Raw genomic sequence first — 18,507 nt, 5'->3', positions numbered from 1 at the left:
CGCGCCTGAGGTGGGCACGCCTCAGGCGGGCAGGCGGAGCCCGAGCTGGACGCACAGCTCAAGCTGGTCGTAGAAGACCTCGCTGCAGCCGATCAGGCCGCACCCGACGTCGATTTCGAACATCCAGCAGGAGCGCACGCTGACCCGCCGCCCGGTGGCCTCGACGACCTCGCCCGTGGTGAGCGGGAACGGGCCGGCGTGCGTGCCGGTGCCCACGGCGGCCACGGCCACGGCCGCCTCCGTGACGATCTTCTGCCACACGGTGACGCGCACGTCGGGGAAGGCATGCCAGACGGACGTGTGGTACGACGCGACCTCCGAGCGGCCCTCCGCGGGCCCGCCGGGCCCCACCGCCCTGGGCTCCGGGCCGTAGCAGGCCATGACCTCCCCGAGGTCGTGGGCGTTGTAGGCGGTGAAATACCGCTCCACCACATCGAGCACGGCGAAACCCCCGTTTCCCGCACATCCGGGAGTCCAGGTTACGTGGGCATACGGCCGTCAGGAGAGGCGCGGGCGGCCGTTCACCCGCTGGGGCACGCCGAGGGGGTTGCCGTCGCGCAGCTCCGGCGGGAGCAGGTCCTCCGGCCAGTCCTGGTACGCCACCGGGGTGGTCCAGCGCCTGATTGCGGCCGCGCCGACGGAGGTGTGCGCCGGGGTGGTGGAGGCGGGCCAGGGGCCGCCGTGGTGCATCGCCCAGCAGACGGCGACCCCGGTGGGCCAGCCGTTCCAGATGAGCCGCCCGGCCAGCCGGCGCAGCACCGGCAGCAGGTCGCGGGCCTCCTCCGGCCCGGCGGCGTGCACGGTCGCGGTCAGCGACCCGGGCAGCCGCCGCAGCACGGCGGGCAGATCGGCGGGGTCGCGGTAGCGGATCACGATCGCCGAGGGTCCGAAGCACTCCTCCCCCAGCTCGGGCAACCCGTCCGCGAACGCTTCGAGGTCCGCGGCGAACACCCGCGGGGTGATGCCGTCCACCTCGCCTCCGCCGGCCAGCACGGTGAGCCGTTCGGCGAGCCTGCCGGACGCCCGCAGGTAGCCTTCCCGGATCTTGGCGGTCAGCATGGGCCCGCCGCTGGTGGTCGCCACCGCCTCGGCTACGGCCTGCTCGAACCCTCCCTCGGCCGGGACGAACACCAGTCCGGGGTTGGTGCAGAACTGCCCCACCCCGAGCGTCAGCGAGGCCGCGAACCCGGAGGCCACGGCGGCGGGATCGGCCGACGGCAGCACGACGACGGGGTTGACGCTGCCCAGCTCGCCGTAGAACGGGATGGGGTCGGGCCGCTCGTCGATGAGCTTCTGGATCGCCTTCCCGCCCGCGATCGAGCCGGTGAAGCCGGCCGCCGTGACCAGCGGGTGCCGGACCAGCGGACCGCCGGCCTCGAACCCGTGCACGAGCCCGAGCAGGTCCGGGTCGGGCAGGGCCCGCCGTACGACGGAGGCGGTGAGGTCGGAGGTGCGCGGATGGCCCTCGTGCGCCTTGACCACGACCGGGCAGCCGGCCGCGAGGGCCGACACCGTGTCGCCGCCCGCAACGGAGAACGCGAAGGGGAAGTTGCTGGCCGCGAAGACGGCGACGACGCCGAGCGGATGGTTCATCCGGCGCACGTCGGGACGCGGCGGCGTGGCGCCGGGGTCGGGATGGTCGATGACCGCCTCGACCCACCCGCCGTCGCGCAGCACGTCCGCGAACAGCCGGAACTGCGCGGCCGTACGGGCGACCTCCCCGCGCAGCCGCGCCTCGGGCAGGCGGGTCTCCTCCGCGGCGACCGGCCACAGCTCCTCGGCATGCTTGAGCAGGGCGTCGGCGACGGATTCGAGCACGGCGGCGCGCTCGGCCGCGGGTGCCGCGCGCCACGCCTCGCCCGCCGCCGCGGCCCGCCGGACCGCCTCGTCCACCGCTTCGTTCATCGGGCTGGTCATCTCATCCCTCCGCCGTGAGATTGTCCACGTCGTAGTGGGGGCCGCAGAACGCCCCGCCCACCACGGAGTGCGGCAGGTCGCCGAGGTCCGGCTCGCCGTGCTCGGCGACGAGCGTATCGGCGAAGACCTCGGCGTCGTCCTTCGGCTCGTAGCCGATGGCCCTGCCCTCCTCCAGGGACCACCAGCGGCGGGTGTTGGCCGACACGCCCCAGACCACGTGGAAGCCGTCGGCCGCCAGCGCCGCCTCGGCCAGCCGCGCGCAGTCGTCGGGCGACAGCCACGTCGACAGCATGCGCACGTCCCTCGGCCGCTCGAAGCAGGAGCCGATGCGCAGGCACGTCACCGCGAGACCGTAACGGTCGTGGTAGAGCGAGCCGAGCGCCTCCTTGGTGACCTTGCTGACGCCGTAGAAGGTGTCCGGGCGCGGGAACAGGTAGTCGGGGGCCTCTCCCTCGCCGCGCGGGGCGAACCCGACGGCGTGGTTGCTGCTGGCCAGCACGACGTGGCGGACCCCGGCCCGCCGCGCGGCCTCCAGCACCACGTAGGTGCCGTTGACGTTGACGTCCAGGATCTGCGCCCAGGGGCGTTCGAGGCTGTGCCCGCCCAGGTGGAGCACGGCGTCCACGCCGTCCATCGCGGCGGCCATGGCCTCCTCGTCGGTGATGCTCGCGGTCACCGCCTCCTCGCCCGGCCCCGCCTCCAGGGGCGTGACGTCGAGCAGACGCAACACGCGCCCCTCCTTGGCCAGCCGGGGTCGCAGCAAGGTGCCGACGCCGCCCGCCGCGCCGGTGATGAGAATACGCATATGCCTCCTGTCGCGATCTGTCCTGGTTTCTGCGCCGATACCACTTTGCAGTTTCACAGTAATGCCCACGTGTTCACAACAACGGGCGCTGTTCGTGTATATGAACCGGGGTGCCCTTCGTGAGACGGCTCCGCTCTTCGTTGACTTCACATTCAGGGCCCGACTAGCGTCAATAACAGGATCAAGAACAGTGTCCACATATGTGGACGGGAGGGCTGGCGGATGCGTCTCGAGGGCGTTCTCTTCTTTCCCGTGACACCGTTCGACCCCGGCGGCGACGTGGCCGGGGACGTACTGGCCCGGCACGTGACGCGCGGAGTCGCGGACGGCGCGGGCGGGGTGTTCGCGGCCTGCGGCACCGGCGAGTTCAACGCGCTGGGCATCGACGAGTACGAGCGGGTGGTGCGGATCTCCGTCGAGTCGGCCGGCGGGCGGGTTCCCGTCCTGTCCGGCGCGGGCGGGCCGCTCCCGTACGCCCGCGAGTGCGCGCGCAGGGCCGCGGCGGCCGGCGCGGACGGGCTGCTGCTGCTGCCGCCCTACCTGGTGAACGCCCCCGCCGAGGGCCTGGTGCGCTATGTCCGCGAGGTCGCGGCGGCCACCGACCTGCCGGTCATCGTCTACCAGCGGGCCAACGCCCGGTTCACGCCCGCCACCGCGGCGGCGCTGACCGGGATCGCGAACGTCACCGGGTTCAAGGACGGCCTCGGCGACGTCGACCTCATGCAGCGGATCGTGCTCGCCGTACGGGAGACCGCCGGGCGGGAGTTCACGTTCTTCAACGGGCTGCCGACGGCCGAGATGACCGTGCCCGCCTACCGGGGGATCGGCGTGAGCCTGTACTCCTCCGCCGTGTTCTGCTTCCTCCCCGAGGTCGCCCTGGCCTTCCACAAGGCCGTGAACGCCGGAGACGACGACCTGGTGCACCGCCTGCTGAGCGGCTTCTACCGGCCGCTGGTCGAGTTGCGCGACCTCGTGCCCGGCTACGCCGTCTCGCTGATCAAGGCGGGCGTCACGCTGCGCGGCCTCGACGTGGGCGGGGTGCGGCCGCCGCTCGTGGACGCGGCCCCCGAGCACGTCGCCCGGCTGGAGAAGCTGATCGCGGCCGGGCTGGACATCGTCGGTTGAGCGGCCCGATGAGGATTCGCGAGATACACGTCACGCCGGTCGCCTTCCGCGACCCGCCGCTGCTCAACGCCGCCGGCGTCCACGAGCCCTGGGCGCTGCGCACGGTCGTCGAGGTCGTCACCGACGAGGGGCTGACCGGCCTCGGGGAGACCTACGGCGACATCGACCATCTCGTACGGGTGCGGGCCGCGGCCGAGGCGCTGCGCGGTCACGACGTCTACGGCGACAACGCCATGTACGCCACGGTGGCCCGCCTCGTCGGCGCCGATGTGGTCACCGACCTGCACGGCCTGACCGGCACCTCCTCCCGGGCCAAGACCGTCGACCGGATCTTCTCCCCCTTCGAGGTCGCCTGCCTGGACATCCGGGGCAAGGCGGCGGGCCGGCCCGTCGTGGACCTGCTCGGCGGCCGGGTGCGCGACTCCGTGCCCTACAGCGCGTACCTCTTCTACAAGTGGGGCGGCCACCCCGGCGCCCCGGAGGACGGCTTCGGCGCCGCGCTCGACCCCGAGGGGGTGGTCGAGCAGGCCCGCCTCCTGATCGGCCGGTACGGCTTCGGCTCGATCAAGCTCAAGGGCGGGGTGTTCCCGCCCGACCAGGAGATCGAGGCGATCCGCGCGCTGCGGGACGCCTTCCCGGAGCATCCGCTGCGCCTCGACCCCAACGCCGTGTGGAGCGTGGAGACCTCGATCCGGGTGGGCCGCGAGCTCGACGGCCTGCTGGAATACCTGGAGGACCCCACCGAGGGCATCGAGGGCATGGCGCGGGTCGCCGCCGAGGTGCCGATGCCGCTCGCGACCAACATGTGCGTCGTCACCCCCGAGCACCTGCCTCCGGCGCTGCGCGCGGGGGCCATCGGGGTGCTGCTGACCGACCACCACTACTGGGGCGGCCTGGTGCGCTCGGCGCACATCGCCACGCTGTGCGCGACCTTCGGCGTCGCGCTGTCCATGCACTCCAACTCCCACCTCGGCATCAGCCTGGCCGCCATGACCCACCTGGCCGCCGCCACCCCGGCGGTGACTCACGCCTGCGACACCCACACCCCCTGGCAGGACGGCCAGGACGTGGTCGCCCCATCTTCGGACGGTAAAGGCGCGCTGCGGTTCGTGAACGGCGCGGTCCCGGTGCCGGACGGCCCGGGACTCGGGGTGGAACTCGACCGCGACGCCCTCGCAATCATGAACGAGCAGTATGAGAAGTGCGGGGTCCGCTCCCGTGACGACACGACGTACATGAGGTCCGTCGACCCGTCCTTCTCCGCTCGGAGGCCACGCTGGTGAACGTCATCTACGCCTACCCCTGGGACATCGCCGGCGACCCGGGCGCCGCCGGCCGCCTGGCGGCGCTCGGCGTCGACGCCGTCGCGCTCGCCGCGTCGTACCACACCACCCGCGCCGCCACCCCCCACCACCCGGCCCACCGGCTGGTCGACGCCCGGCACTCCGCCTGCTACGTGCCCGTACGGGAGGAGGCGTGGAAGGGCGCCCGCCTGGTGCCGGGCAGGCCGTCGTGGATGGACTCCGCCGACCCGTTCGGGGAGGCCAGGGACGCCCTGCGCGCGGCGGGCCTGCCGGTGCGGGCGTGGACCGTGCTGACCCACAACACGCTGCTCGGCTCGGCCAACCCCGACCTGGTCGTCGTCAACGCGTTCGGGGAGAGCTATCCGTACGCGCTGTGCCCGGCGGCGGCCGACGTGCGCGACTACTGCCGCACGCTGGTCCGCGAGATCGTGGAGGCCGGCGACCCGGACGCGCTGATCCTGGAGGCGTGCGGCCCGCTCGGCTTCCGGCACGGCGGCCACCACGAGAAGACCGACGGCGCGGACTGGTCGCCCGCGCAGGTCGCCCTGCTGTCCCTGTGCTTCTGCGCGAACTGCGTCGTGCGGTACGAGACGGCGGGGGTGGACGTGGCCGAGGCGCGGGCGCGGGTGCGCGCGGGCGTGGACGGCCGGCCGGGCTCGGTCGAGGAGGCGCTGGGCGACCTGGCGGACGTCCTGCGCGGCCTGCGCACCGGGCTCGCGGGCGAGCTTCGCGCGCTGCTGCTGGCGGAGGCCAGGGCGGCGCGGCCCGGCCTGGAGGTCGCCCTGCACGCCAGCGCCGACCCGTGGGCGACCGGCCCGTTCGCGACCGTCCCCGAGGGCGTGGACGCCGACCTGCTCGTCGGCAACTGCTGGAACTCCCCGGAGGTGGACGAGGCCGGGCTGCGGGCCCTCGGCCGGCTCGGGCCGCGGGTGGGGGCGTACGTGCTGGCCCTGCCGCCGCGCCCGGCCGACGCCGGGGCGCTGACGTTCCTGGCCGAGGCGTACACGGCGGCTGGCGCCTCCGAGATCCACTGGTACCACGGCGGCCTCGCCTCCGCCGCCCGCCTCAAGGCGATCACCGCCGCCGTACGGCGCTGATCTGTACTAGCAATAATCTGGGCGGCGCTGAGCCGGGCTCAGGTCACGAGGGACAGCCAGCGGTCGTGGGCGCCGTCGAACGGACCGGTCCGGGCGGCCACCGACTCCATCAGCCAGGCGGCCGACCGCTCCGCCTGGCTGATGACCTCCCGCGGGTACGCGTACCGCACCTGGTGGTCGGCGAACTCGTCCTCGTCGTCCAGCAGCACCCGGCCGTCGCGCATGCGCAGGACGTCGAGGTCGAGGTCGGCCATGGTGATCCGGCCGTCACGCCGCACCGGCACCGTCGTGATGTCGCAGTAGATCTCCGCCTTGTGCGGCGGGGCGTTGAACGACGCCGTCCACCACGCGTCGCGCGGGAACAGCATGACGGACGGGATCTCGAAGACCGTCTCCGGCTCGTGCCCCCGCTGGGCGATGGTCTGGGCGGGGTAGCCGGCCCAGACGCCGTGCTCGTCCTCGCCGAGCAGCCGGGCGAAGTGGTGCCAGTGCAGCGCTCCACCGTACTTGCGGTAGACGATCCTCACCTCGGACACGGGCGGGACGTTACGCCACGCCCGTATCCGAGTTCAACGGGATTTGGATTGTGCGCTACACCTCGACGACCACCGGGATGATCATCGGCCGGCGGCGGTAGGTGTCGCTCACCCAGCGCCCCACCGTACGGCGGATGGTGCGCCGGATCTGCATCTCGTCGGCGACGCCCGCCGCGGCGACCTCCTGCAGCGCGGACTCGATCAGCGGGATGACCGCGTCGAAGGCGTCGGGGTCGATGCCCGAGCCACGGGCGGTGATCTCCGGCCCCCCGGTGAGCTTGCCGGTGGTGGAGTCCACGACGACGACGATGGAGATGAATCCCTCGTCGCCCAGGATGCGCCGGTCCTTGAGCGCCACGTCGGTGATGTCGCCCACCGAGGTGCCGTCCACGAAGACGTACCCGCAGGGGACCGCGCCGGCGATCCTCGCCCGGCCGTCGACCAGGTCGACGACCACGCCGTCCTCGGCGATCACGATGTTCTCGCGGGGCACGCCGGTCAGCTCGGCCAGCCGGGCGTGGGCCCGCAGGTGCCGCCACTCCCCGTGCACCGGCATGAAGTTGGACGGCTTGGTGAGGTTGAGCACGTACAGCAGCTCACCCGCCGCCGCGTGGCCCGAGACGTGCACCCGTGCGTTGCCCTTGTGGACCACCCGGGCGCCCCAGCGGTTGAGGCCGTTGATGACCTTGCTGACCGCCGTCTCGTTGCCGGGCACCAGCGACGAGGCCAGCAGGACGGTGTCGCCCTCGGCGATCCTGATCGGGTGGTCGCGATTGGCCATGCGCGACAGCGCCGCCATCGGCTCGCCCTGGGAACCGGTGCAGATCAGCACCACGTCCTCCGGCGGCCACTCCTCGATCTCCCGGGAGTCCACGAGCAGGCCCGCCGGTACCTTCAGGTAACCGAGCTCGCGCGCCACGCCCATGTTGCGGACCATCGACCTGCCGATGAGCGCGACCTTGCGGCCGTGCTTCTCGGCGGCGTCCATGATCTGCTGCACGCGGTGGATGTGCGAGGCGAAGCTGGCCACGATGATCCGCTTCGCGGCGGTGCGGAAGACGTCGTCGATGACCGGCGCGATGTCCCGCTCGCTGGTGACGAAGCCCGGCACCTCCGAGTTGGTGGAGTCGGACATCAGCAGGTCGACGCCCTCGGCCCCGAGCCGCGCGAACGCCCCGAGGTCGGTCAGCCGTCCGTCCAGCGGAAGCTGGTCCATCTTGAAGTCGCCCGTGTGCAGGACGAGACCCGCGGGGGTCCTGACCGCCACCGCGAGCGCGTCGGGGATCGAGTGGTTGACCGCGACGAACTCGCACTCGAACGGCCCGAACGAGCGCCGCTCTCCCTCGATCACCTCGACCTTCACCGGCTGGATGCGGTGCTCGGCCAGCTTGCTCTCGATGAGCCCGAGCGTCAGCCGCGAGCCGACGATCGGGATGTCGCGCCGCTCCCGCAGCAGGTACGGCACCGCCCCGATGTGGTCCTCGTGGGCGTGCGTGAGCACGAGCGCCTCGATGTCGTCCAGGCGCCCGCGTATGTAGTCGAAGTCCGGAAGGATGAGATCGACGCCCGGCTGGTCCGGCTCGGGGAACAGCACGCCGCAGTCCACCACGAGCAGGCGGCCGTCGTACTCGAACACCGCCATGTTCCGGCCGATCTCGCCGAGGCCGCCCAGCGCGACGATGCGCAGGCCGTTCTCCGGCGGCGGCGGAGGCGGGCCGAGTTCGGGATGCGGATGACTCATGCCGCCCCCTCAGCTCGGCGCCGCCCGGTCACGGTCACGCCGCCACCCCCGGATCGTCTGTTCTTCTTCCTGGTCAAGTCGCTCATTCGGCTCCATCTGTTGATCTAATCCACAAGCTTGAGACCCCCTGTGATGAGGTCCTCCCGAAGCGCCGCGATCTGCTCCCGGGTGGCGTCCACCAGCGGAGGCCGGACGTAACCGCCGTCCTGGCCCACCAGCGTCAGCGCCGCCTTGACCATGATCGCGCCCTGGGTGCGCGTCATGATCGCCGAGACCACCGGCAGGAGCCGCCGGTGGGTCTCCAGCGCGCCCGCCACGTCACCGGTGCGGTACATGTCGCACATGGCGACGAGATCGGGGCCCACGACGTGGCCCACCACACTGACGTAGCCGACCGCCCCCACCGACAACCAGGGCAGGTTCAGCAGGTCGTCACCGGAGTAGAACACCAGGTCGGTGCCCGCCATCACCTGCGAGCCGGCGAACAGGTCGCCCTTGGCGTCCTTCACCGCCGTGATGCGCGGGTGCTCGGCGAGCCGGAACAGGCTCTCCGTCGTGATGGGCGTGGCCGCACGCCCGGGAATGTCATAGAGCATCACCGGAAGGCCGGTCGCGTCGGCGACAGCGGTGAAGTGGCGGACCAGGCCCTCCTGCGGCGGCTTGTTGTAGTACGGCGTCACCACCAGCAGACCGTGCGCCCCCGCGCGCTCGGCGGCCCGGGCCAGCTCGACACTGTGCCGCGTGTCGTTGGTCCCCGCGCCCGCGACGACGGTGGCCCGGTCGCCCACGGCCTCGACCACCGCCCGCAGAATGCGGTCTTTCTCCTCGTCGGAGGTGGTGGGGGACTCACCGGTGGTGCCGCTCACGACCAGTCCGTCGTTGCGCTGCTCGTCGACGAGATAGGCGGCGATCCGCTGGACGCCCTCATAGTCGACGGCGCCGTCAGAGGTGAACGGTGTGACCATCGCGGTCAGCGCGCGGCCGAAGGGGGCGTCGGAGGTTCCAGTTGGCGATGCCATAGACCGAACGGTACCCGGATCCGCGCGGGTCATGGACGTCGCCACCCCGATATGTCCCGTCCCGTGACGCCCGCCGGGGACAGAGCCGAGACAGGGCTGGGGACAGAGAAAGAGGCCGCCGATATGTGCTCGGGGGTACACACATCGGCGACCTCTACCGAAGAATCGGCGTTCCTTACGCGGACGTTACACACCATCGCGCGAATTTTTTCCCGGAGGCCGCGAACGGCGGGTCATACCCCGTATGACCAGGAAAGTCGTGGTTCAGCGGTTCCAGGCCCCGGGCAGGCTCAGCGGGCCTCCCCCGTCAGCAGCTTCGTCCACAGGGGCACGATCCTGACGGTGATGAGGCGCTCGGTCTCGCGGACCTTCACCTCGGGCTCCCGTTCGGTGCGGCGGACGAACAGCAGTCCGCCCGCCTGGCACAGCTCGTAGATCGTGGGCTTGCACTCGCAGGTGTGACGCCGCACCCGGACACGGTCGCTGCGAGGGGTCGGTTTCAGCCATGTGATGCGCTCGTGGTCGTCCCAGGCGGGACCCACATGGATGCCGTGATAAGGGGGCGGGAGCGGAATGTCTACACCCGACCCCTTAGCGGCACAATCGCCCATTGGCGGACCTTTCACCAGGCAAAGTTGGGGTCACAGGACACTTCCGTCACTCTGTGTCGCCCGGCGGATACGTCAAGATTTGGAGGACCCGTCACCCCCTCAGGGATGGATTGATGGCAAACTCTGATCCGGTCTACCTGCGCGTAGTCGAAGACATCCGCCGCCAGATCATCGACGGCACGCTCCCACCGGGCGCACCGATCCCGTCGCGGCACCAGATAACCCGGAAGTACAGCGTCGGAGAGACGGCCGCGCGCCACGCGCTGCGGGTGCTCGCCCAGGAGGGCCTCATCATCAGCCGGGTGGGCTCCGGGCACCGGGTGCGGGAGAAACCGATCCTGCTCCCGCTCCACCGCGGCCGCTCCCCCGAACCCCACACCGCCTTCGCCAGCGACATGCACGCGGGCGGCCGGCATCCGAGCTGGAGCTGGCGCAGCGAGCTCGCGGACGCGCCGCCCGACATCGTCCACCGGCTGCGCCTGGGAGAGTCCGGCCCGGTGATGCGGACCCGCCACATCTTCCGCGGCGACGGCAGGCCCCTCCAGCTGCTCACCACGTACGAGCCGATCGAGCCGGGGCAGGGCCAGGGCGCGGAGGAGGGCACCTACGAACGCAGGAGCGCGGCCTTCCGCCTCGCGGCGAGCGGCACCCCCATCACCGAGATCAGCGAGGCCGTGCACGTCCGCGTGCCCCAGCCGACCGAGAGCGATCTGCTGGAGCTGCCCGCCGGCGTGCAGGTGCTCCAGATCGAGCGGACGTACTGGTCGGGTGACCGGCCGGTCGAGACCAGCGACGCCGTGGTGCCCGGTGATCGCTTCCGCCTGGTCTACGGCATTCCCAGCCCCCTCTGACTGTCGGTGCCCGCTGGTACAACCGATCCGGATCCCCCGTCCGGAGGTGCCGATGCGCGTCAAAGACCTGCCCCTGGCCGACCAGCCCCGCGAGAGGTTGCTGGCCTCCGGAGCGGCGGCGCTCGCCGACAGAGAGCTGCTCGCCCTGCTGCTCGGCTCGGGCAGCAGGGGCGTGAGCGCCGTGGAGCTCGCCTCCCAGGTCATCGCCCACTGCGGGGACCTCGGCGAGCTGGCCCGCTCCGAGGCCCACCGGCTGCTCGCCGTGCCGGGGGTGGGCCCGGCCAAGGCGGCCAGGGTGGCGGCCGCCTTCCACCTCGTACGGCGGGCCCAGGCGGAGCCGGAGCGGAGCAGGATCACCTGCTCGGCCGACATCGCCTCGGCCGCCGCTCCCCTGCTGCACGGGCACCCGCGCGAGCGGCTCGTCGTGATCGTCTGCGACGGCCGCGGCGCGGTGCTGCGGCGCTCGGTGCTCAGCGAGGGCGGCAGCGACCACACGCCGGCACCGGTCCGGGACATCGTCACCACCGTCCTCCTCTCCGGCGGGGCCGCCTTCGGCCTCGCCCACAACCACCCGAGCGGATCGCTCGATCCCAGCCCCGCCGACGTCGAGGTCACCGCCCGCCTCCACGAGGCCGCCGACACCGTCGGCCTCCGCTTCCTCGACCACGTGATCGTCACCGACACCGCCTGGCGCCGCGTTCCGTAGCCATAGTACGTCTAGTTGTATTGCCTTGACCAGGACAAGTCTTAACGTCTAATCAGGCATATTCATACAGAGAGGTGCGTAATGGGTCGTCTACGCTTCGAGCGTGCTCGACCACGACGGTGACACCCATCTGTACGTGCAGATCGCCGAGATCATTCGGGAACAGATCCAGCGAGGTGAGCTCGCGCCTGGACGGCCCATCCCAAGTGAGGCCGCCATCCAGACCGAGTTCGGGGTGGCACGGACGACCGCTCGGCGAGCCGTCCACATGCTGCGCGAGGAAGGCCTGATCTACACGGTGCAGGGTGAGGGCACATTCGTCGCCGCACCGGACAGCGCGCCGAGGGAGCCACGCAAGCTTCCGATGTATCGGAAGATCGCCGAGGACATCGTCCAGGAGATCCGGAGCGGAGACCTGCAACCTCGGCGTCCCGTACCCAGCGAGACGGCTTTGGTGCAGAGATACGAGGTGGCACGCGAGACGGTCCGCAGGGCGATGGGCCGTCTTCGCGATCAGGGCTGGGTCTACACCGTCCCTCAACGAGGGACCTTTGTCTCAGCAGAGGACAAGTGGCCGAAGGATTAGTTGTTTCCTTCGTCTAGTCGTCTGACGCCGTCTAGGGTCGACCACATGCTCGACCGCGAGGGTCCGGTACCCGTCTACAAGCAGATCGCCGAACTCATCCACGCACAGATCCGCGATGGCGAGTTGATCGAGGGTGACCCCATCCCGAGCGAGGCGGAGATGGAAGCGGAGTACGGCGTGGCTCGCCTCACGGCACGGCGAGTCGCCCGGGAGCTGAGGGAGCTCGGTCTCGTTCATACTGAGCCAGGCCTGGGTACCTTCGTCGGCGACGGCGTCGTCTACCGCCCCCGCCGGAGACCACTGCTTTACCAGCAGATGGCGAAGGAAATCGCGGAGCGTATCGAGCGCCGGGAACTCAAGGCGAACCGGCCGATCCCGAGCGAGAAGTCGCTCATGCAGCAGTATGGCGTGGCCAAGGCGACGGTGCGGCAGACCGTCAAGTTTCTCCGGGATCAGGGGTATGTCTTCACCGTGCCGCATCGCGGGACGTACGTGTCCTCGCCGGAGAACTGGCCGCAGGGCTGACCGCGCGGAGCTTGGAGATTCACCCTGTGTGATCTGCGCGGCACCCCTAACCTGTCGGGCATGCCACACACCGAGGAGCGCGTCAATCTGAGCAGGGGTCAGCACGCACTGGGAGCGGGACTGGAAGACATCCGCACCATCACAGCCGACATCCACTCGATCTTGGAGGAGATCCGCTCCATGCTTCAGGTCCTGGTTGAAGAGATGCAGGCCCAGAGGGCATGGCGCGAAAAAACGTCGGGCATGCTCGACCAGTTGTTCGCTCGTGTGATCGCCAAGAGTGAGGGCGTCGACGCGTAGCCACTGACGTCGGGCGGCCCCCCGGAACCCCTCCGCGCTTCCTCGGGCATGGGGAGCCGCCCGACGAGTCGTACGTCTCCAAGGCCGCCGCCGAAGGGCGGCGGCACACTGCCGGCTATACGGCGGCAACCGGCGTCGTCCGTGACCGGACGACGGGGCCGTACGCCGAGTCGCGTACGTGCGGGGTCATCCCCCGGTGGATGCCGGAGCGGGCCGTGGGCTGACAGGCTGCGGGCATGCGGAGACGGACGGCATGGCTGATGTTGATCGTCGCGGTGGTCGCCGCTTCGGTGCTCGTCTACCCGTACCTGGGTCTCGACATCGACGACAGCCGCCTCGACGTGGGCGGCAGCGTGCACTACTACGTCCTGGTGGGCCATATCGGGACCGCCGCCGTCGCGCTGGTGCTCGGTCCCCTGCAGTTCATGCCGCGGGTGCGGGCCCGCCGGCGGATCCACCGGATGATCGGCCGGGCCTATCTCTTCGCCGGGGTGCTGCCGTCCGCGGTGGCCGCGATCCCGGTCGCGATGTGGTCGGGCCGCGTCGTGACGCAGATCGGCCTCACGACCGCGGCCGTCCTGTGGCTGGTCACCGGTGGGCTCGCGTTCCGGGCCGCCCGCCGGCGTGACTTCGTGAGCCATCGCGACTGGATGACGCGCAACTACGCGCTGACGTTCCTCGCGGTGACGTCGCGCGTCCTCGTTCCCCTGCTCCTGCTGGCCCAGATCCCCTTCCGCGGCGCCGGGGCGGTGGGAGAGCTCGCGACCTCGGTGATCCCGATCGGTCAGACGCTGGGCTGGATCGTCAACCTGGTCGTGGCCGAAAGCATCATCAGAGGGCGGACTCGCGTACCCGAAGCCCGGCTAGACCGTGTCTGAGGTTCTGCCGCCGACTGATCTCGCGGCGGCGGCGCAGCGGTCCTCGCCGGGCGCCGCCCGGGTGGCGGCGTGCTCCAGCAGCGCCGTGAGGACCCGCCGGTCCTCGGGCACGAGACCGGAGAGCAGTTCGTCCTCGGCCCGGGCGACGCGCGCGTCGAGCTCGGCGAGGACGCGCCGGCCGTGCTCGGTCGGCACGATGCGCCGCGCCCGGCGGTCGGCCGGGTCCTGCCGGCGCTCCACGAGACCGCACCCCTCGAACTTGTCGAGCAGGTACGTCATGACGGTGCGGTCGATGCCCAGGCGGGCGGCGAGCGCGGCCTGTGTGGGCGGGGCCTCGTGCACGACGGCGGAGAGCACCTGGTAGCCGCGCACCCCGTGCGGCAGGTCACGTGAGATGTCCTCCACGCGCGCGCTCCACTCCCGCAGCAGCACGGCGAGGGCCCACCCGACCACGGATCCCTGCGTGGACGGCGCCGGGGAGCCGGTCGGTTCGTGGTCGGTCACATCGTCCACCCTAACCCGGAATACGCTGTCACCTCGATAAGTTGCGTCACATATCGTCTGCTCCACAGATTAGTTGTGACACAGAGAGGCCCGGCGATGACGGACTACGGCCACCAGCCGACCTTCGGCACGTTTCTCACCCCGCAGAACCACGACCCGCAGGAGCCGGTCCGGCTGGCGCGGATCTCCGAGGCGGCCGGGCTCGATCTCGTGACGTTCCAGGACCACCCGTACCAGCCGGGGTTCCTGGACACCTGGACGCTGCTGTCCTGGGTGGCCGCGCGGACGGAGCGGATCACGGTCTCGGGCAACGTGCTCAACCTGCCGCTGCGCCCGCCGGCGGTGCTGGCCCGCGCCGCGGCGTCGCTCGACCTTCTCTCCGGCGGCCGGTTCGCGCTCGGCATCGGCGCGGGCGGCTTCTGGGACGCGATCGAGTCGATGGGCGGCACCCGCCTGACACCGGCCGAATCCGTGACCGCGCTCGAAGAGGCCATCGAGATCATCCGCGGCATCTGGGACGCGGGTGAGCGCCGCATCCTGCGCGTCGACGGGGAACACCACCGCATCGCGGGGGCCAAGCGCGGCCCGGCGCCCGCGCACGACATCCCGATCTGGGTCGGCGCCTACAAGCCGCGGATGCTGCGCCTGGTGGGGCGCGCGGCCGACGGATGGCTGCCCTCTCTCGCCTACCTCAAGGACGGCGACCTGCGGCGCGGCAACGAGATCATCGACGCGGCCGCCGAGGAGGCCGGGCGCGACCCGGCGCGGGTGCGCCGCCTGCTGAACATCGGCGGTGAGGTCACCGAGACCCGCGAGGGCTTCCTGCGGGGGCCGGTCGAGCAGTGGGTGGAGGAGCTGACCGCTCTGGCGCTGGAGGACGGCATCGGCACGTTCGTCCTCGGCTCGGACGATCCCCGGCTCATCCAGGTCTACGGCGAGGAGATCGCCCCCGCCGTACGGGACGCGGTGACGCGCGAGCGAGCCGCCACCGGCACGGTCCCCGCTGCCGCCCGCCGCGGAGCCGCCGCGATCGCGCTGCGCCGCGACGGGATCGACTACGACACGGTCCCGGCGAGCCTCGCGGCCGACGCCGTCGAGCCCGGCGACCGCGCCTACGAGTCGGTGCGGCACAACTACCTGCGCGCGGGGTCGCCCGGCCTGGTGCTGCGCCCCCGGACGGCCGAGCAGGTCGCCGAGGGGCTCGCGTACGCCAGGTCCCAGGGCGTGCCACTCGGCGTGCGCTCGGGCGGGCACGGGATCAGCGGCCGTTCCACGAACGACGGCGGCATCGTCCTCGACGTCGGCGCGCTCGACACCGTCGAGGTCGTCGACCCGGCCACGCGCCGGGTGCGGCTGGGCGCGGGCGCGACCTGGGGCCAGGTCGCCGAGGCCCTGGTGCCGCACGGATGGGCGATCAGCTCGGGCGACTTCGGCGGCGTCGGCGTGGGCGGCCTCGCGACCACGGGCGGCATCGGCCTGCTCGGGCGCCGCTTCGGCCTGACGATCGACCACGTCGTCGCCGCGGAGGTCGTGACCGCCGACGGGCGGGTGCTGCACGCCTCGCGGGAGGAGAACCCCGACCTGTTCTGGGGCCTGCGCGGCGCCGGGGGCAACCTCGGCGTGGTCACCTGGGTCGAGATCGAGGCGATGGAGCTCGGCGAGGTCGTCTTCTCCCAGATGACCCTGGACGCCCGCGACACGGCGGGGCTCCTCGAGCGCTGGGGCGCGGCGATGGAGAAGGCGCCGCGTGAGCTGACGAGCTTCCTGATCCTCTCACCGGCGCGCCGCGGCCAGGACGCTGTCGCCCAGCTCATGACCGTGTACGCCGGCGCGGACACGGAGGCCGCGGTGAGCGAGCTCGAACGGCTCGCCGAGGCCGGCCCACTGCTGGGGCACCAGGGATATCTGCTGCCCTACTCGGGGGTGGTTCAGCCGGCCGAGAGGCACCACACGGGCGGTGGGGACCCCGCCGTACGCTCCGGCCTGGTCACCCACCTCGACGGTGACGTGAGCCGCGCGTTCGGGCGGGTCGCGAGCTCCCGGTCGTCCTATTTCCTGCAGATACGCGCCACCGGCGGGGCCGCGCACGACCTGGCTCCCGACGCGACCGCCTATCCGCACCGGCACCAGAACTTCCTGCTCACCGCCATGGGCGCGGCGCAGCCGGCCCTCGACGCCGCGTGGGACGCGGAGGTCGCGCCGTACACCGACGGTCTCTATCTGTCCTTCGACACCGACACCCGGCCCGAACGGCTGCTCGACGCGTTCGGCGAGGCCGGCCTCGTCCGGCTGCGGCGGGTCAAACGCGCCTACGACCCGGACAACGTGTTCCGCGCGAACTTCCCCGTCGAACCGGCGGACGACGTCAGATGAGGGCCATGGCCCTCTCGGCCAACCCGGCCTGTGCGGTCTTCGGGCTGCCGGCATCGAAGGGGGGCTGGGGGTCGTACTCGATGGCGAGCTGCACGGACTGCGCGGTCTCCTCGTCGCGCAGCGCGGCCAGCAGGGTGAGGGCCATGTCGATGCCCGACGACACGCCGGCCGCCGTCACGATCTTCCCGTCGGTCACCACGCGCTCGCCGACCGGCTCGGCGCCGAACCCGGCGAGCTGGTCGAGCCATCCCCAGTGGGAGGTCGCCTTCCGGCCCGTCAGCAGTCCGGCCGCGCCCAGCAGGAACGAGCCGCTGCACACCGAGGTGGTCCACCGCGTCCGCTCGTGCGCCCGCGCGATCCAGCCCAGCAGCGCGGAGTCGGACAGCGCCTCGATCGTCCCGGGCCCTCCGGGCACGACGATCACGTCCGGCTCGGGCAGGTCGGCGTACGACGCGGTGGCCGCGAGGCTGAGGCTTCCCCGGTCGTCGAGCACCGGCCCCGGCTCGGCCGCGACGAACGTGACCGTGCAGCCGGGCGCGAACGCCAGCACCGTGTACGGCCCGACGGCGTCGAGCGCGGTGAACCTCGGGTAGAGGGGGATCGCGATGTTCATGATCTGCTGTTCTCCTTCGATCGGAACCGGCGGCGGTAGTCGCCGGGTGAGACACGCCAGTGGCGGCGGAAGACGCGGTAGAGGGTCTCGGGAGCGCCGAGCCCCGTCTCCCTGGCGACCCTGTCCAGGGGGTGGGCGGTCGTCTCCAGCAGCCGCCGGGCCGCGTCGGCCCTGCTGCGCTCGACGTACCTGCCGGGCGAGACCCCGGTCTGCTCGGTGAAGACGCGGGAGAAATGCCGCTCGCTCATCCCCGCGCGCCGGGCGAGCGCGGGCACGCTGAGGTCCTCGGCGGGGTTGGCGTCGATGAACGCCTGGATCTCGCGCAGCGGCTCGGCCCGTGGGACGGCGGCCCGCATGGGGGCGCTGAACTGGCTCTGCCCGCCCGGCCGGTGCAGATACACCACGAGCCCCCGGGCCACGTTCCGGGCGAGCCGGTGGCCGTGGTCGGCGGCGACGAGCGCGAGGGCGAGGTCGACGCCCGAGCTGACCCCGGCCGAGGTCCACACGTTCCCGTCCTGGATGTAGATCGGGTCGGCGTCCACCTCGACGTCCGGATAGCGGTCGGCCATCTCCCCCGCCACCAGCCAGTGGGTGGTCGCGCGCCTGCCGCCCAGCAGCCCGGCCTCCGCGAGGACGAAGCTCCCGTTGCAGACGGAGGCGACCCGGCGCGCCCCGGCGGCCAGCCGGGCGACGCCGCCGATCAGGTCCCGATCACCCAGGTGTTCCGGCACGGACAGCCCGCCCACGACGAGCAGCGTGTCGATCGGGCCCGCGACCTCGCCGATCGCGGTCTCCGCGAGCGTGACGATCCCGTTCTGCGCCGGTACGGCCCCAGCACGCACTGCCGTCACCTCGACGCGGTAATCCCCCTCGCGGGCGAGCAGGTTCGCGGTCGAGAAGACGTCCGCCGGCCCGGCCAGATCGAACATCTGGAAGCCGTCGAAGACCACGATGACCACACGCCGGACCGCACGTCGCTGCATGCCCTCGATGCTTCCCGGCGGGCATCGTGGCGT

At 71.8% G+C, this 18,507-nt stretch carries 20 protein-coding genes; 10 read left to right on the top strand and 10 right to left on the bottom strand.

The window, feature by feature from the left end; all coding sequences use genetic code 11:
- Window positions 1-21 precede the first annotated feature (21 nt).
- From F5972_RS26250 to F5972_RS26240, 3 genes are read right to left on the bottom strand one after another with little or no spacing between them, the layout of a single operon-like run.
- Window positions 22-441, bottom strand: a complete 420-nt coding sequence (locus F5972_RS26250; protein ID WP_150936887.1) for an ester cyclase — start codon at window positions 439-441, stop codon at window positions 22-24.
- Between the two features lie 57 nt (window positions 442-498).
- Window positions 499-1,917 (bottom strand): aldehyde dehydrogenase (NADP(+)), encoded by a 1,419-nt coding sequence (locus tag F5972_RS26245; RefSeq protein WP_150936884.1) that lies wholly within the window; start codon window positions 1,915-1,917, stop codon window positions 499-501.
- 1 nt (window position 1,918) lies between these two features.
- Window positions 1,919-2,722, bottom strand: a complete 804-nt coding sequence (locus tag F5972_RS26240) for an NAD-dependent epimerase/dehydratase family protein (protein ID WP_150936881.1) — start codon at window positions 2,720-2,722, stop codon at window positions 1,919-1,921.
- A gap of 222 nt (window positions 2,723-2,944) precedes the next feature.
- On the opposite strand from F5972_RS26240, the gene F5972_RS26235 reads away from it, so the two are divergent.
- Genes F5972_RS26235 through F5972_RS26225 form a run of 3 tightly spaced genes read left to right on the top strand, consistent with a single transcriptional unit; the run spans window position 2,945 to window position 6,248 of the window.
- Window positions 2,945-3,847, top strand: coding sequence for a 5-dehydro-4-deoxyglucarate dehydratase (locus F5972_RS26235; protein WP_150936879.1), 903 nt, complete (start codon window positions 2,945-2,947; stop codon window positions 3,845-3,847).
- Window positions 3,848-3,855: 8 nt separating this feature from the next.
- Window positions 3,856-5,130, top strand: coding sequence for a glucarate dehydratase family protein (locus F5972_RS26230; protein WP_150936877.1), 1,275 nt, complete (start codon window positions 3,856-3,858; stop codon window positions 5,128-5,130).
- The gene (locus F5972_RS26225; protein WP_150936875.1) at window positions 5,127-6,248 is read left to right on the top strand and encodes a hypothetical protein; all 1,122 of its coding nucleotides are present in this window, start codon (window positions 5,127-5,129) and stop codon (window positions 6,246-6,248) included. The genes F5972_RS26230 and F5972_RS26225 overlap by 4 nt, the downstream gene beginning before the upstream one ends.
- 38 nt (window positions 6,249-6,286) lie before the next feature.
- Here the strand turns inward: F5972_RS26225 and F5972_RS26220 are convergent, their stop codons facing one another.
- The 4 genes from F5972_RS26220 to F5972_RS38375 all read right to left on the bottom strand — a co-directional run bounded on the left by F5972_RS26220 (window position 6,287) and on the right by F5972_RS38375 (window position 10,014).
- Window positions 6,287-6,784, bottom strand: coding sequence for a DUF402 domain-containing protein (locus F5972_RS26220; protein WP_150936873.1), 498 nt, complete (start codon window positions 6,782-6,784; stop codon window positions 6,287-6,289).
- A gap of 55 nt (window positions 6,785-6,839) precedes the next feature.
- Window positions 6,840-8,525 (bottom strand): ribonuclease J, encoded by a 1,686-nt coding sequence (locus tag F5972_RS26215; RefSeq protein WP_150936871.1) that lies wholly within the window; start codon window positions 8,523-8,525, stop codon window positions 6,840-6,842.
- Between the two features lie 104 nt (window positions 8,526-8,629).
- Entirely contained in the window at window positions 8,630-9,544 is a 915-nt protein-coding gene (gene dapA, locus F5972_RS26210; RefSeq protein WP_150936869.1) for a 4-hydroxy-tetrahydrodipicolinate synthase, read from the bottom strand.
- A 290-nt stretch (window positions 9,545-9,834) separates the two neighbouring features.
- Window positions 9,835-10,014, bottom strand: coding sequence for a hypothetical protein (locus tag F5972_RS38375; protein WP_204287057.1), 180 nt, complete (start codon window positions 10,012-10,014; stop codon window positions 9,835-9,837).
- A gap of 254 nt (window positions 10,015-10,268) precedes the next feature.
- Here F5972_RS38375 and F5972_RS26200 point away from each other — a divergent pair, with 254 nt between their 5' ends.
- The 6 genes from F5972_RS26200 (at window position 10,269) to F5972_RS26175 (ending at window position 14,001) form a co-directional block, all read left to right on the top strand.
- Window positions 10,269-11,006, top strand: a complete 738-nt coding sequence (locus tag F5972_RS26200) for a GntR family transcriptional regulator (RefSeq protein ID WP_150936867.1) — start codon at window positions 10,269-10,271, stop codon at window positions 11,004-11,006.
- 52 nt (window positions 11,007-11,058) lie between these two features.
- A complete protein-coding gene (locus tag F5972_RS26195; RefSeq protein WP_150936866.1) occupies window positions 11,059-11,712 on the top strand; it encodes a JAB domain-containing protein in 654 nt (217 codons plus the stop codon).
- A gap of 103 nt (window positions 11,713-11,815) precedes the next feature.
- Complete coding sequence (locus tag F5972_RS26190; RefSeq protein ID WP_150936863.1) at window positions 11,816-12,298, top strand: GntR family transcriptional regulator; 483 nt, start codon at window positions 11,816-11,818, stop codon at window positions 12,296-12,298.
- 45 nt (window positions 12,299-12,343) lie between these two features.
- On the top strand, window positions 12,344-12,823 hold the full coding sequence (locus F5972_RS26185) for a GntR family transcriptional regulator (protein WP_150936861.1): 480 nt from the start codon (window positions 12,344-12,346) through the stop codon (window positions 12,821-12,823).
- Between the two features lie 60 nt (window positions 12,824-12,883).
- On the top strand, window positions 12,884-13,123 hold the full coding sequence (locus tag F5972_RS26180) for a hypothetical protein (protein ID WP_150936859.1): 240 nt from the start codon (window positions 12,884-12,886) through the stop codon (window positions 13,121-13,123).
- A gap of 236 nt (window positions 13,124-13,359) precedes the next feature.
- The gene (locus F5972_RS26175; protein ID WP_150936857.1) at window positions 13,360-14,001 is read left to right on the top strand and encodes a DUF2306 domain-containing protein; all 642 of its coding nucleotides are present in this window, start codon (window positions 13,360-13,362) and stop codon (window positions 13,999-14,001) included.
- Here F5972_RS26175 and F5972_RS26170 read toward each other — a convergent pair.
- Window positions 13,987-14,505, bottom strand: a complete 519-nt coding sequence (locus F5972_RS26170) for a MarR family winged helix-turn-helix transcriptional regulator (protein WP_150936856.1) — start codon at window positions 14,503-14,505, stop codon at window positions 13,987-13,989. The genes F5972_RS26175 and F5972_RS26170 overlap by 15 nt on opposite strands.
- A gap of 96 nt (window positions 14,506-14,601) precedes the next feature.
- On the opposite strand from F5972_RS26170, the gene F5972_RS26165 reads away from it, so the two are divergent.
- Window positions 14,602-16,878: an LLM class flavin-dependent oxidoreductase gene (locus F5972_RS26165; protein WP_150936854.1), complete on the top strand. Its 2,277-nt coding sequence runs from the start codon at window positions 14,602-14,604 to the stop codon at window positions 16,876-16,878.
- Here F5972_RS26165 and F5972_RS26160 read toward each other — a convergent pair.
- The gene (locus F5972_RS26160) at window positions 16,871-17,491 is read right to left on the bottom strand and encodes a DJ-1/PfpI family protein (protein WP_150936852.1); all 621 of its coding nucleotides are present in this window, start codon (window positions 17,489-17,491) and stop codon (window positions 16,871-16,873) included. The genes F5972_RS26165 and F5972_RS26160 overlap by 8 nt on opposite strands.
- Window positions 17,488-18,474: a GlxA family transcriptional regulator gene (locus F5972_RS26155; RefSeq protein ID WP_150936850.1), complete on the bottom strand. Its 987-nt coding sequence runs from the start codon at window positions 18,472-18,474 to the stop codon at window positions 17,488-17,490. Before F5972_RS26155 ends, F5972_RS26160 begins: the two co-directional genes overlap by 4 nt.
- Window positions 18,475-18,507: the final 33 nt, after the last annotated feature.

Source organism: Microbispora cellulosiformans (assembly GCF_008728085.1).
In the GTDB taxonomy this organism is placed as follows: domain Bacteria; phylum Actinomycetota; class Actinomycetes; order Streptosporangiales; family Streptosporangiaceae; genus Microbispora; species Microbispora amethystogenes.
Note: the sequence above shows the minus strand (reverse complement) of the source record. Positions and strands in the feature narration are given on the sequence as shown.